Genomic DNA, 15334 nt, shown 5'->3' on the forward strand with positions numbered 1-15334 from the left:
GGGGTCCGAGTCCATGAGCGCCGCGGCCTGCTGTGTGAGCCGCTGGGCCTCGATCGTGTTGCGCGACTCCTCCGACTGCGGGGCGTAGGGACTGGAAGAGTTCGTGCCGGCGCAGGACCCCGCCGCGGCCAGGGCGCCGAGCATGAGGGCGGTGGTGACAGCGCGGGCGCCGGTACAGAGAAGGATGGGGGCTCGCATCACGGCGTGGCTCCGGCGGTGGGCGTTCGGGGTGCGAGGATCGGCGGGCCGTCGAGGAAGACGTACTCGACGGCGATGACTGCGGCGAGGGGCAGGTCGGTGCCCGCGGCGATGGGGTCCGATGACCGGCGCGGAGCGCCACGCATCGGCCCGGTGGCGGGCGAGAGGTCGATGGAGGCGACGGTCCAGTCCGGCTGGGCCGAGCGCCACGCGCCGAGGAAGCGGCCCAGCGCCGGCAGGGTGATCCCGGTGAGCGTGAACGTGACCCGGCGCTTGGCGACCCGCGGCTCGCGGGAGGGCGGCGACTCGCCGTCGCCGGTGAGCGTAGACAGCGTTGAAGCGGGGAGGCCCGCGGTCTCCAGGGCCGTCGTGACCCGGGTGGCCAGGCCGCTGACGGGGCGCGGCCGCATCGCCCATTCGGGGATCAATGAGGCGATCGCCGCCAGTTCATCCGACTGCGCCGCGATGGCGTGCAGCCCGGCCTGCCGGCCGACAACCGCCGCGTGCGCACCCGCCGCGGCGGAGGCGGACCAAGCGACGGCGCCGATCGCCGCGCCCAGCACGATGGTCCACAGCAGGAGGAGGGGATTGGAGGCTCGATTCATGGATGACCTCCGGAACGGCTCAGCAGTCCCGTGCTCGATGGCGCGCGTTCCCGGTCGCCGCGTCGAAGGGTGATCGACACGCGCGTGAACGACTCCTGGGTGCTGAGGCGCGGTTCCTCGAGGGCCCAGCCGGGCGGGGGCGCGAAGGCGTCCAGGAACGGGGTCGGGCTTCCTTCGATCAGGACCGAAGCGGTGATGGAAGCATCCGTGATAGCCAGGCTCTGGGGCTTGGCCTGCGGACCGCCGGGAACGCTCGGCCACAAGGCGAGGATCTCCGCGAGCACACCGGCGGCGTCGGCCTGTTCGGGGGCCGAGGTGGTGAGGGTCTTGAACTGCCGCGCTTCGGCCAGGCGCTGGGCCAGGTCCAGGTGCGACTCATCCAGCCCCGCGCCCTCAAGGGCCTCTCGCGCTGCGGCGGATGCGAGGTCGGCGGCGTGCGTCCAGTGCGCGGCCCGGCGGAGCAGCCCGATCGCGGCGAGCGAGGCGAGGGCGAGCACGAGGGCCATCGCCGCGAGGTGGCGCCGCAGTCGGGCGCGGCGGATCGGCGCGGGCTCGGCGTCGCCGACGAGCAGGTCGAGGTGGTCCACGTGGACCGCGGCGTCGATGCACGATGGCAGCGACTCGGGGCTCAGGCGGAGCACGCCAACGGGCAGGGAGGCCAGCGCGTCCATCGGCACCGCGCACACGACGACTCGGGTGTCGGCGGCCGGCGTGCAGACCGCGTGCAGGGGGGCACCCGCCGCGGCCCGGGGTACCAGGTCTTCGAAGTCCGGCCGAAGCGCCTCGGGGAGCGGGCCGGTCCGGCGCCAGCCGGGGGCTTCGAGCACGGCCCAGTAGAAGCGGTCCGCGGGCCAGCGTTGGTGCGGCGACGGTGATGAAGGAGGGTGGCCGCTCACGGGCGCGCCCCCTTGGGCTCGGCGTCGAGCGCCAGGGTGCGGACCGCGTGCGGCGGGCGGGCGTCGCGGAGTTCCACCAGCCGCTCGGAGACGCGGTCGATCGTGTACCCCGCCGTCGCCTGCTCCCCTTGGCCCAGCACGAGCAGCCGATCGGCGTCCGGGTCGTAGAGCACCGCGCGCAGCGACGGGGCGCCGGCGGTGGGGCTCTTCGAGTCGCCCCCGCCATCGGCGACGATCGCGAGCAGTTGCAGCCGCATCGGCGGCGGCGGCGGCTCGGGCGGTGGAGCCGGAGGGGGCGAGGGCGGGGCGGGCGGCGGCGGCGGGGCGACCCAGAGGGGCGCGTGGAACGCGGCCTGGTCCAGCGCGATGAGTGTCGGCTTGGATGGCCGGGACGGTTCAGGGGCGTGCGCGATCGTTTCCGGGGGCTCAACCGAGCCCAACGGCGCGAACGCCCACCACGCGGCGAGCACCAGAGCCGCCGCGGCCGCGGCCATCGGCGCCGGCCGGGCTCGCATGGGATGGTTGAGATCGCGGCTCAGGCGATGTCCTCCTCGAGCAGGTCGACGACGCGGGCCGCCTCCTCGCGCGTGGTCTCGCCCGCGGCGATTAGGGCCTCCCCGGCTTCCTTCAAGGTGACCATCCCCGCCCGCCGCGCGGCCTGCTTTACCTCGATCGCCGAGCTGCGGCGGCCGATCAGAGATCGCACCTCCGGCTCGACCACCAGCAGCTCGAAGATGCCGGTGCGGCCGCGGTAGCCGGTGTGGAAGCACGCCTCACACCCCCCCCTCCCCCCTTCCCCCGCCTCGCCTCCACGACCCTCGGGACCGCCGCACTCCCGGTGCACCTTGCGGACCAGCCGCTGGGCGAGGACGGCGGAGAGAGACGAGGCAACGAGGAAGGGCTCGACGCCCAGGTCCAGCAGTCGCGCGATCGCGCTCGCCGCGTCGTTGGTGTGCAGCGTCGAGAGGACCATGTGGCCGGTCAGCGAGGACTGCACCGCGATCCGCGCCGTCTCCTCGTCGCGGACCTCGCCGACCATGATCACATCCGGGTCCTGCCGGAGGATGTGCCGCAGGCCCGTGGCAAAGGTGACGTTCTTCTTGGGGTCCACCTGCGTCTGGCTCACCGAGAGCCCGGAGCACGCCAGGTCGTACTCGACCGGGTCCTCAACGGTCATCATGTTCACTTCGCAGCCCCCCCTCCCGACCCCCCTCCCATTCCCCCGTGCATGCGGTTGGCCTCCGCTGGCCTGTGCGCCACTCGGTGAGTTGGTGGAACTAATCCACGCGAGCGTGGTGTACAAGGTCGTGGTCTTGCCGCTGCCGGTGGGGCCGGTCGAGAGGACGATGCCGCTGGTGCGTGCCACCTGGGCGAGGTACGCCGACTCCACCGGCGGCGGCATCCCCAGGGCCGCGAAGCTCAGGGTGTGCGGCGAGCGCGAAGGGTCCAGCAGGCGCACCACCACCCGCTCGCCATACGTGCTCGGCAGCGTGCTGATCCGCAGGTCCACGCGCCTGCCGCCCGCCGATGTTCCCCCTGCGGCCGACCGGCCGCCGATGGTCACGGTCGCCCGGCCGTCCTGCGCCGACCGCCGCTCGGCGACGTCCAGGCGGGCCATGACCTTGATGCGCGTCACCACCGCGCTCGCGAGCGAGCCGGGGAGCTCCCGCGCGGTGTGCAGGGCGCCGTCGAGGCGGTAGCGGACCAGCGTCCGCTCGCGGATCGGCTGCACGTGCACATCGCTCGCCCCGCGCGTGAGGGCCTCGAAGAGGATCAGGTCCACCAGCCGCACCGCCGGGGCCTTGCCGTGGGTGCTCAACAGGTCTCGCTCCGCCTCCTTGACCGCGTGCTCCAGGTCGGCCTGCACATCCAGCGATCCCTCCACGTGCACCGCCGGGGCATCGGTCTCCACGACCGCGACCGATCCCTGCACCCCCCCCGCGGCGGCGTAGACGCGGTCGATCGCCGAGGCGATCTCCTCGGGCTGGGCCGGTGTCGTGGTCACCCGGCGCCCGAGGGCCACGCCGGTGTTGTGCACCGCGGCGGGCGGCGTCGAGGCGGCGATCAGCAGCGACTCCACGGGAGCGCCGTCGCCATCAGGGCTCACTCCCGCGCTCAGGATCAGGTGCCGGCGCGCGAAGTCGTGGTCGACCAGGCGAAGGAAGTCCGGCGATGGGGTGCACGAGGTCGGTGAGAGGGATGCGGGGGGAACTCGCACCTCGACAGGTCGGCGCGCTGCGGCTTGGAGAGAGTCTTCTCCAAGTACCGCCAGCACGGGGGCAAGGGGGGCCAGGGGGGAGGGGGAGGTCATCGGATGATTCGGGGGTGGACCTGGGGGAAGCCGTCGTCGATCTTCGCGGCGCGGGTGTCGGCCTCGCTGAGGTACTTGAGGTCGTCGAAGCTCGCCTGCCGCAGCACGTTGGCGCGGATGAACACGAAGAACCGCGACCGGCTGTTGGCGTTGTTGCGGTTCTTGAACAGCTCGCCCAGCCCGGGGATGTCCCCGATCAGCGGGATCTGCGAGGTCCCCTTGGTCTCCGAGACCAGCTCCAGCCCGCCCACCACGACGGTGAACCCATCGGGGATCGTGACCGTGCTGTGCACCTGGTTCTGCTGCCGCGGCGGCGGGAGCCCCTCGCCCGGGGAGTTGCCGGTGAAGGCGCTCAGCTTGACGTCGTACTCCAGGATCAGGTGGTCCCCCTCGGCGATCTGCGGCCTGATCGTCGCCGTGGTCCCCGCATCCTGCGTGCCGCCGAAGGCCGTCACCGTGCTGGTGTTGTTGGTGCTGGTCGTCGCCACCGGCTGCTGGAGCACCGAGGAGAAGACCGCCTGCTGGTTGTTGGTCACCAGCAGCCTGGGCTTGCTCACCGACCGCCCGTCGTTGAGCGTCTCCAGGGCGCGGACGAGGATGCTGAAGTTCCCCGGGTTGAGCACCAGCCCCGTGAAGCCCAGCGGGTCGCCCGCGATGGCGCGGGCGCCGTTGGCCGCGGCGGTGGAGAGGCCAAAGAGCGAGAGCAGGTCCGCCTTGGTGTCGTCGTTCAGGTCCACCGACTTGGTGATCTCGATCCCGAGGCTGATCGTCTGCGCCTCGCTCAGCGAGAGCAGGATCACCTCCAGCATCACCTGCGGCTGGCGGACGTCCAGGGCCTTGATCAGCTCCGCCAGCTGCGCCAGCAGCCGCGGCTCCCCCACGGCGATCAGCGTGCTGGTCCCCTCGTCGCAGGTCAAGACCAGCGGCGGCTCGTACGGGGCCGGGGCGCCCTCGCCGCGGCTTGCGTTGCCGGCGCCCGCCGCGCTGCGACGCGCGAGGGCCCTGTTGGCGGGGACTCCCATCGCGGTGTCGCCCGCGAGCGGGGTGGCGTTCGACGCCGCCGTGGCCGGCGTCAGCGAGTTCACCGGCGGCACGACCGGGTCGGTCGGCTGCGGGGCCAGGCCGGGGGTGAGAGCGGCGGCGCCCGTGGGCGCCGCCCCCTGGTCCGCCGCCGCCGAGACCACGCCCGCCTGCAGCAGCGAGTCCAGCACCGCCTTGAGCTCCGTCACGCTCCGGTTGCGGATCTTGAAGGACCGCACCGGCCGGCGCGCAGCGCTCGGGACCGAGTCGAGCCGCGCCAGCAACTCCCGGATCCGCCCGTGCTCGCTCGCGGTCGCGGTGATGATCAGCGAGCCGGTCAGGTCGTCGACCACCAGCCGCCAGCGGTCCTCGCCCGCCGCGGCCGCGGCGCCCGGGGCGGGGTCCCGCACGCTCTGCTCGATCAGCCGCGCCACATCGCCGACGGCGAAGGTCCGCGGCGAGTACGTCATCGTCTCCACGCTCTCCCGCCGGTCCAGCTGCGCGATCAGGCCCAGCCACGACGCCCGGGACGCCTCCGGGCAGACCAGGATCAGCCCGTTCCCCGTCGGCGAGGCCAGCACCTCTCCCGGCGTCTTCTCCCCCGACACCTGGTCCCGCCTAAGCGTCACCTGCGACACCAACGCCGCCATCGGGATCGCGCCGAGGTACCGGAGCGGGACCTCCTCGACCACGGCCTGCGCTGAAGAACTGTCGAGTTGATGCAGCAGCTCCAACGCAAGATCCACCCGTGGCGACAGATCCGCGATCATGAGCAGGCCGCCGTCCCCGAGTTGCACGACCGACCCTATCGGCTTGGAGAGCACCTTGGAGATCGCGTCTATGACCTCCCGGCCCGAGCGGTGCTGGACCCGCACCACCTCCATCCGGAACCCGGGCGGGGGCTCGGCTGGGCCTTCCGCGGCGACGTCCTTAACAGTCGCCACCCCGGGTGCTTCTGATACCTTGACGACGCTATATGACGCTGGACCGGGCATGCGAACTGTGGTAAACCCTCGAACTGCGAGCACCCGATTGAGCAGAGCCCACAGTTCTGTGTCGGTCATCCCCGCTTCGAGGCGGAGGGTGACCACCCCCTTGAGCGAGGCGGCGTCGTAATCAATGTTGAGTTTCAGCCGCTGGCCGACCAGGTCCAGAAGGCGGGCGAGCTCGATCTGGCCGGCGGGGATGGTCAGGGGTTGGGTGATCGGAGAGGCGGGCTCGGGCTGTGCGGCGAGCGACTGGGCACTCGCAAACGCCACCAGGGTGGCCACTCCACACGCGGCGCCAAAGAAGACCGATCCGTGGTGATGCGTGCGTTGGGCCATGGTGCGGCCAGTCTACCACAAAGCAGCACTCTCATCAAAGCTCCAATGGGCTATCGCTCTATCTCCAAGTCAAAACAAAGTTATGCACATGTCGAATCCCGGCTTGACACCATGAATGACACACGGCACACTGACTCTGCTCGTCAGATTCGGAGAGCCACCTGTAGAACTCACACTGTGATGCCGCAGAGTTAATACCTCTGCGCAGCGACATACGAGGTCCACATTGCTCGCGTAATCCGCCGGAAGTATCCGGCTGTACTGATTTATCTGTACAACACAAGAGCTATGCTAGCGCAGCATCTACTGATAATAGGAGTTCGAATGTGAGTCAACAATCCAGAGTTCAAGGGCTTCAACGCTCGGTGCTTGCTGCGAGCGCATTGATCGGCACGGGATCCAGTGGAGGGCTGGCGCAAACTCCTCCTCCTCACCCGATGCAGCAACCAGGCTTTACCTTCCCTCTAGGTCAAACCACGGACGCTCCAAACGCCGTCTCAAACGTCAAGCATACGTTTGAAAACGGTCGCCACAAGTACGAATGGATGACTGGCCTCCGCATTTCGGAAACGGAATGGGCGCCATCTCCGTTTGTCCCGACCCCGGGAGTGGCCGGGGTAGGAGAGCCGCCATATCCCACAGCGCCATTCCCATCAGCGTGCTGGTCTTCGCTGATGCTCCCGACGCTGCAGCCTGAAAGTTCGTATGCGCCATTCGCGCGTGCTCCAAATCAGCCTATGGGCTCTCGACTGGGTATTTGTCTTGCATCCTCGCCATCTCCTGGCGATTTTCTTACGCCTGCCAAGACCCTCGGTGAATCGTCGCTCTGCTTGCTCCCACCTGGGCAGGGCGGAGCTCCTACGGGTTGGAATGGGGTAACGCGGCCGACGCTCGATGGCGTCGTGGATTTGGTAACAGGACTGCCGCTGTACAAGGTAGTTGATCTGGAACTCCCACTGGATGGGGCTGTTTTCCGTCTTACGCGGACCCGCTCTGGCGGTCCCGGCGTGAGCGATTTCAGAGGCCCCATGAACAGTTCACACGTGCCCGGTGCCGATCGGTGGTGGGATTGGGTTGGATCCGGGTGGATGGCGGGTGAGAATCCAATACTGCTTATTGATGCAGCGATGCACGAAGTCACCGGTGATGGCCCGGCCACTACATGGCTCTGGCTTGACGCGCACCACTCGATTCCCTTTCAACAGGTATGGCACCCGGGAGCAGGAGGCCAGCCGGGTCGAATGGAGTACGAGGCTCCGCCACGGTTTCGCGCAAGGATTGAGCACAACGGCGTTTGGGATCAGGGCACAACCGGTACGAGTACCACGCCCCCTCAGTTTGCAGGGTGGTCAACGTGGCCGACACAATACGAAGTCTATCTCTACGACGGCCAGATTCATTACACCTTTGTAGTGGTACGGGAGGACATCCCGGAACATAGCTGGAACTGGTCATACATCAATTCTGGCGATTCAGATCCTCCCGAGGGGGCTATTTGGGCAAGCAATAGTTATCATGAAAGACCATGCACTCGCAACCAGTTCCTGAAGCTGCAAGGCAGCGAAGAACTCGACCAAGACGACCCGAGGCGACACCATATCTCGTCGGAATCGGAGTCTAATCCGGGATTCGGTATTCCGTACTACGGACTCTGCGTCCGAGTCGAGGATCAGTTTGGGCACGCCGTAGAGATATCGTATTGTGATGTTGAGAGGGTCTCCGTCGATAACTCAACTACAACCGAACATGTGGAGTGTGTGCAGGACGGCCCAGCAAAGGGGCAGATTAAATACATCAAGCTCAAGAGTGGAGGCGAGACTCGCTGGACACTGGTCTATGCGCACCGTCGCTTTGGCGCATTCACGCCTGATTATCATGCCACTAGTCCGCTTGGAGAATGGTTTTGCAGCAGCTTTCCAAATAACAATTCCACGCCATCAGTCGTCCATGAGACCCATGGGTTCTCGGCGATCGACCGGATTTATGTTTTTGCTGGCGACATTGCTGACAGCTCGCTCCGACAGGCCAGTCTCACTGTGAACCATCGCTCCGGGCCAAGCTGGGGCAACACTCTAGATCCGCTAGGCAGTTACAACCAGAACCGTCCGAGCGGAGCGGCGGCTCTGCCAACTGAGTGGGCTTATCAAGTAGCATATGAATATTATGAATTGTACATGGATGAAGGCAGCTGCATGCCCGATGCGGCTCCGCCCATCCTGCTCCGGACCCGCATCAAGGCGCGCCAGGAGCCACCTCCTGGCGCCTCGGGCGCGCCACTTGAGACCGAGCGCCACAGGCTCTTCGTTTATCAATATTTGCCAACACTAGTGACGTCATCCGTAGAGCTGCCATGGCTGCGGATGATCTTTGAGCAGGACGACATTGCGAACGCCATAAGTGTATGGCGTCAGGTGAACGGCGGGCCGGCACTTTCGGAAGAGAATATTGCTAAATGGAATATTTCGTTAGCTACTTTCGATCAGTATATTGCACCATTGGCATCGCTGCGGCTCGAGTCGTCAGTAAATACGTCATGGCCAAATAGCACAAGTCATATAGCCCCTCCATACGGAGCATTATTCAGTCTTGGGCAGCTCCGACTCGACAGTTCGGAAGCGTGGAATGATGGAGCTCCGCACACGGTCGGCGTAGCAGCGATCGGCAGCAGAGCTTCTGGGCAGCGTGTTTTCAGGCTGAACCGCCTCATCGTTCCGCCCGAGTCGTCTGGTGGCACTTTTTGGCCGGGACCTGGTACGCCGTATAGCCGCGAGCCTGGTCGTAGTGTTTTTGCGCATCCGTTCGCATGGCGAAGCGATATGAAGCAGTATATTGCGCAACAAGCAGATATTGCTACGCTGCTCGGATACGCCGACACTCCGGAGCTGCACAAGTCTCGCTGGGTGTCGATTATTGATGAGTTTCCGACCCAGCAACGGAACACGTTAGCTCTAGACACGCCAGTGGATTACGATGAGACCCTGTTCGGTTATGATGGGCCCGAGGCCAACAAGCCGGGCCAGCTGAGCCGCCGTGTGGTTGAGATGAATGCCGCGGGATTCGTTCTGCGCGAGCGACGCTGGGACTTTGATCCGTCGGGATCGGTTATGAGCGGCGGCGGTTTGGGTGAGCAGTATATCTACAAAGAGGCGCGTCCTTACTTCCAAGCAAAGGGTGTCGAAGACGGTGTTCTCGACCTGCAACCCCTGTCGCTCCAGAAGGAACTCTTGCTCATCGAGCACCGCTCCGTCGGCTGGTCTGCGGCGGAGTTGGACAACAAGGAGGATGTGGACGGCCTCGTCGAGTTCCGGTCCTACTCGCTGGTTGATGACGGTTTGGCGGAAGGCAAGCGGCGAGTAGAACTCGACGGCGTGGGTATCCAGCGTGGCGCCGACTCCCTGGCCGCGGCTAGTTCCCGAATGTACTCGGGCAAACGGCTACAGATTCACAATAATAGTACTTCGATTAATGCCGAGACTGAAATCAGCTTGGCATTTGTCGATCCTGTTCTGCAAACGCAGTTTGATGCGATTACAGCGCCCCCGACGCTCACGCTCTCGACTCTCGCGGGCTATGCCGCCGGCAATATCAAGGTAACGGCAACGATTACACACCGTGCGATCGAGGCGCCCATCGATCAGCCCGATTTGCCGGCGCGAGAGCGAGCGGTATTGACGCGAACCGTCATCGGCACACCGCGAAAGCAGCGGCCCGGAGGTGACTGGTACTACCCGATCGAGAAAGAGTGGTACGACGACAAAGGGAACCCCGAGTGGTCAGCGACGGGGCTGGTGCGTGACCCATTCAACCCCATCGCTTCAAGCCCGGCCGATCAGCTCGAGAGTCTCATCTTTACCTACTTCGCCCGCCAGTCTATGGGCGGGTTCGGCGATGGCCAAGCGGATTACACCGTGCTCGATGCGAGCCCTGGCAGTCACGGTCTGTCGGTGTCGGGTTCCACGGTTATGGTCCCATCGTATCCGGACAGCCTTGCGCGGATGCCGGCTTCCGGCGCGTTCAACTACGTCACCTCGTTCGATTATGACCGGTATGGACTCTGCGACACGCAGCACGCAAATGGCTTGCGATGGGCCCGTCGTGTGATTGTAGTTCCCAAAGAAGCTCTCCTCGCCGATCTTACGGAAGACCAGATCGAGGACCTGCCGGAGTTCATTGCTCGCCAGTATATCTTTAACGATCTGTACGATCCAGACCAGGATGGTATTCATACCAGTGAATCGATTGGTGAGGTAAAGGACTACCGTGGCCCGGATCCCTTGATGGTCTCGCCATTGCTCTCCAGACGCGTGGAGTTCACCAGTAGCATTGACCTCTCGGCGCTGTCTGATTCCAGTCCATCGTTCCAACGTCTAGCGGCGGTTCGGGTCGGTATTGATTCCAGCGGCCATGTGCGGCGGGCCGACATGCTGGAATGGACTCCCACCGGCTGGATGGCGCTGGGGTCCAAGTGGATCAACGACCTCGGCGAGGTCTACCGCGAGATGGACCTCGATGCGACAATTACGCGCATCACCCGGAGCTCGATCGGGCAGAACCTCCGCAGGTATGTCGGTACCAAGGACGAAGGCTGGGTCTACCCTGGGCCTCCCGAAGCACCGCTCGGCTACAACATGGCGTTGCTGGAGCGCTACGACTACGGGTCGGGCTCGCACGACGCCTGGCTTCCGACGGTCTCCCGGCGGTACACGGACAATCCGGCGTGGTCGCGCGACCACTACGGCGTCGCTCCGTCCCCAGACCCCGACGGGATCGCCACCGTTACCCAATACGACTGGCGCATGCGCCCCGTGCGCACCGACTCGTACTCCCGCGGCGACCCCGGACAATCCGGCACCATCCGCGAGAGCACGACGCTCACCTACCTCGACCACTCCAACCGTCCCCGCCTGACCGTGACCTTCGGCCGCGGGAACATCGCCGGCATCACCGGCGCCCTGGACCCGGTCGAACTCGGCGACGCCGACGACGTGATCCCCAGCCCCGAGTCGTTCTTCACGTCGACGATGCGGCCGATCTCGATCTCGTCGATGTCCTACGACCCCGACGGGACAATGACCGAGCGCCGCACCTACGACACGGCCTGGAACCAGACGGGCACGCTCCCGTTCCACACCGACTACCACTACTCCGGCAAGGGCGGGCAGGAAGTTTTCACGCAGACGCCATCGCAGGGCGTGCAACTGACGGTGCAGGACGGCGTCGGCCGCGTCGCGAGTTCGATCACGGTCGCTCCCGGGGTTTCCGGTGTCGATCCGTACGCCTACCAGCTCTCACGCACGGACTACGTCTACGACGCGTTCGGCAACACGATCGAAACGGCCCGCTGGGAGCGGACGTCGCCGACGGGCGACGAGCTGACGACCTCGAACGCGGTCCGCACGCGCACGCTGAACTGGTACGACCTCAAGAAGCGGCTCATCGCCACGGCGGATCTTGGCGCCGAAGACGGGCAGGGCAGCTACGTGAACGGCACGCCCCTGGCCCGGGGCGACTGCCCCGAACTCGACACTCAGACCGGTGAGATCGATCCGCATGGCCTCCCGGCCGATGTGCCCATCTCGATCTATGTCTACGACAAGAAGGGCAACCAGGAGTACGTCGCGAACCGGAACAACCCGGGGCACGCCACCACGGCTACCGCGTCGGTCACCCACTCGGAGTACTCCAATCTCGGCCGCCTCACGCGCAAGACGGAGAACTGCTTCGATTCCGACGCCTCGATGCGCCGCATCACGGAGTACGCCCACAGCATCGGCCGGCTGACGCACATCAAGGCCTACCGCGATGCGCCGACTTCGCCGTCCGACGCCGACGTGACCAATGTCACCTACGGCGCCGACATCGTGAACCAGGACTTCTCGCGTGTCTCGCAGAACAACAGCCTGATCGGCCGCATGCTCCTGCCGCGCGGCGCGGGCAGCGACGATCCGATCTACGAGCAGCACGCGGACATCGTCCTCCGGTACACGTTCAGCGGCCAGGTCGCCGAGCGGATCGATCGGCGCGGGCTGGCCTTCCGCTACCGGTACGACGACCAGGATCGCCTCGCCTCGGTTGAGGTGGGTCATTACGACGAGCCCGATGGGGAGGGCACGTTCGCCGCGGGATACCCGTCGTCGATGACGCCGTCGAGCGGATCGCCCGTCGATCGCATCGGTTATACCGCCTACGCCTACGACGCCAACGGCCGTCTCGCCGACATCATCGCGTACGAGAACCGGAGCGCCGCCACGCCGCCGGTGCAGCCCGAGGCTCCGATCGCCCATACGCGATACGTCTACGACCATCGCGGCAACCTCGTCGCCGACTACCAGTCTCACGGCTGGATGATCCCGGAGCCGCCGGTCGGCGTTCCCATGACCGGGTACGCCTGGGACTACGAGCCCACCGGCACTGCCCCGGGCCAGACCGGCCATCTCCGGCTGGCCTCGATCGACTACCCACGTCCCGTCGACGTGGTCGAGCCGCTCCGGACCGTCACGCTCGGCTACGGGTCATCGAACTCGATCGACTCGCTCCTCTCCCGCCTCGCCACGATCACGACGACCCTCGATGGGGCGAGCCCAAGCGAGATCGCCGCGTTCACCTACTCCGGCACCGGCCGGAGGGCGTCGATGTCCCTTGGCGGCTCGGCGATCACGCAGGCGTTCACGGGCACCGGCGTCGTCGGGCTCCCCGGCCTGGACAAGTTCGGCCGCCTGCGCGACCTGCACTACACCAACTCGGCCAGCGCCACCCTGTTCCGCGGCGAGTACACCTATGACACCGCCGGCAGCCGCGTGACCGCGAAGATCACGCAGGTGGATGCGCCGGGCCCTAGCGGCGGCCGGAACAACACCCAGTCCCAGCTCAACGCCTACGACGCCCTCGATCGCCTGATCGGCACCCAGGTGGGCGCGGTCGCGTTCGCCGGGAACGGGACGCCCTCGATTGCCAGCGGCACGCTGCTGTGCGATGACGCCTGGACGCTCGACCTGCTCGGCAACTGGACCGGCGTGCGCGACACCGAGGGCGCGGTTGTCACACCCGGCCGCGAGACCCTGCTGGCCGGCGGGTCGAGCGCGGCCGACGCAGTGACCCACGCGGTGAACCCGCAGAACCAGGTGACGGGGATCACCCGCACGCTGGGGTCCACCACCACCCAGGCCAATACCCGACACGACGCCGCGGGCAACCTGACCTTCGACGGGACGTACTTCTATCAGTACGACGCCTGGGGGCGCCTGCTGCAGATCAACCGCGCCCACGAGGAGACCGGCTCGGTCGGCGGCGAGGGGGGCGGCGGAAACTACCTCAACGGCGGCGAGCCCGGCGACCCTGAGGAGCCGCCCACGGTCGTCCTGGTCGTCGACCAGCTCATCAAGCACTACACCTACGACGGCCTAGGGCGGCTGATCCGCACCCAGTCGCCCTTCCCGGACGCCGACACCGCCGCCGCGGGCAACCTCCGCTCCGAACGCTTCTACTACGACGGCATCCGCCGCCTCCAGGAGGTCGTCACCGATCCCCTCATCAGCCTCAAGGGCGCGGAACTCTCCCAGAACCTCGAGCTCCAGCAGATGGCCGCGGCGGGCGCGCCCGAGGCCCTGGAGGTCGACGGCGACGCCACGCCCATCACCTTCGAGCAGATGCAGATGAATGCCTTCGGAGGGGGAGGCGGGGCGGCTCCGCTGCTGATGACCGTGCTCGCGCGGGAGTACATCTGGGGCCCCGGCGACGCGGCTCCTGGCGTTGACGAACTCCTGGTGCAGTACGGCTCCGAGGGGCTGGGCGCCAACCAGGTCTCCAACCGCACCAAGCCCTGGTACGTGCTGCAGGATGCGGGCGGGGACGTGGCGGCCGTGGCCGAGGTGCCGCTGGGCTCCCAGGGGACGCCGCAGCCCGCCGCGGTGGCGGGCCAGTGGACGTACGATGCCTACGGCGCGGCTCTGACGGCCGACGTCTTCGCAGGGTTTCCCGAGGTCCACTGCGGCCACAAGGCGCTGTTCTTTGACAGATTGGATGTGGGCGTCGCCGACGGCGACGGGAGCGAGAACGCTCGCCTGGAGCCGTACGCGCACCTGGTCGTCCACATGCGCAACCGCGTGTACTCGCCCTCCCTGGGGCGGTTCTTCCAGCGCGATCCCAACGCCACGGCGGCGGTGCTCATCGAGGCCAGCGTGTACCACGGTCGAGGGCTTGGCGCCATTGCCGCAGCCTTCTCGATGGAAGAGATGTATGGGGACGGCGGAAGCCTGTACCAATACCTAAGGAGCAACCCTGGGGTTCACTCGGATTCTCTAGGCTTGTTAGTTGGGTATGACGACGCGGTCATGTGGTTTGTCGGTGGCATGCGCGGCGGCATGGAGGAAATGCTCGGTCAGTATGCCGACAACATGTCCGCCGACGTCGAGTGGGCAGCGGACTGGGAGATGGGGGACGACTGGCACACTCGCGGCGATAACCAGTGGGTGAAGCTGTCCTTCGCGATGGGCTTCTACCGCGGGATGATGCAGCAGGTCCGCGAGTCGTTCTTTATGGACGAAATCGAGGCTGCAGGGGACTGGCTGATGAGCAGCCGGTACTCCCGAGGAGGCTCTGCCGCCAAGCGGGCTCTTAAGATGGCCTCCACGGCGCGCGAGCTTGGGAACGCGGTGATTCACGAGACGTACGAGATCGCCAAGGCGGCAAGACGCGCAGGCGGAGTGGAGGCGCACTCCCATCATGTGGTTGAACTGCAGATGAAGGGATCGTTTCGGACGGGCCTCAAGGGTACAGGCCCGGCGCTAAATCTTGGCAGTCGGTTTCACCTGAGTGAGATGCGCAAGCGGTTTAATAGGGCAAGCAGCGGGATGGATATCAAGAACCTGAAGACGGCGGATGCGAAGGAGATTATTAAAAAAGTCTACCACGATGCGCCGCGCGTGCGCAATGCCGCCTGGAAATGGCTGGATGGGCGTTGAATAGACACGGCAGGAGGTT

The 15334-nt window shown here is 66.3% G+C and carries 7 protein-coding genes; 1 reads left to right on the forward strand and 6 read right to left on the reverse strand.

Features of this window, described 5'->3' with window-relative positions:
* The 6 genes from KF745_14050 to KF745_14075 all read right to left on the reverse strand — a co-directional run.
* Nucleotides 1-201 (reverse strand): hypothetical protein (locus KF745_14050; protein MBX3359538.1); only part of this gene is annotated, 201 nt, incomplete at its 3' end.
* Complete coding sequence (locus KF745_14055; protein ID MBX3359539.1) at nucleotides 198-803, reverse strand: hypothetical protein; 606 nt, start codon at nucleotides 801-803, stop codon at nucleotides 198-200. The genes KF745_14050 and KF745_14055, both read right to left, overlap by 4 nt.
* On the reverse strand, nucleotides 800-1699 hold the full coding sequence (locus tag KF745_14060; protein ID MBX3359540.1) for a hypothetical protein: 900 nt from the start codon (nucleotides 1697-1699) through the stop codon (nucleotides 800-802). The genes KF745_14055 and KF745_14060 overlap by 4 nt, the downstream gene beginning before the upstream one ends.
* A complete protein-coding gene (locus tag KF745_14065; protein MBX3359541.1) occupies nucleotides 1696-2214 on the reverse strand; it encodes a hypothetical protein in 519 nt (172 codons plus the stop codon). Before KF745_14065 ends, KF745_14060 begins: the two co-directional genes overlap by 4 nt.
* A gap of 20 nt (nucleotides 2215-2234) precedes the next feature.
* On the reverse strand, nucleotides 2235-4010 hold the full coding sequence (locus tag KF745_14070; protein MBX3359542.1) for a type II/IV secretion system protein: 1776 nt from the start codon (nucleotides 4008-4010) through the stop codon (nucleotides 2235-2237).
* On the reverse strand, nucleotides 4007-6355 hold the full coding sequence (locus KF745_14075) for a hypothetical protein (protein MBX3359543.1): 2349 nt from the start codon (nucleotides 6353-6355) through the stop codon (nucleotides 4007-4009). Before KF745_14075 ends, KF745_14070 begins: the two co-directional genes overlap by 4 nt.
* Nucleotides 6356-9171: 2816 nt before the next feature.
* Here KF745_14075 and KF745_14080 point away from each other — a divergent pair.
* Nucleotides 9172-15315 (forward strand): hypothetical protein, encoded by a 6144-nt coding sequence (locus KF745_14080; GenBank protein MBX3359544.1) that lies wholly within the window; start codon nucleotides 9172-9174, stop codon nucleotides 15313-15315.
* Nucleotides 15316-15334 lie beyond the last annotated feature (19 nt).

Source organism: Phycisphaeraceae bacterium (assembly GCA_019636655.1).
GTDB lineage: Bacteria > Planctomycetota > Phycisphaerae > Phycisphaerales > UBA1924 > JAHBXB01.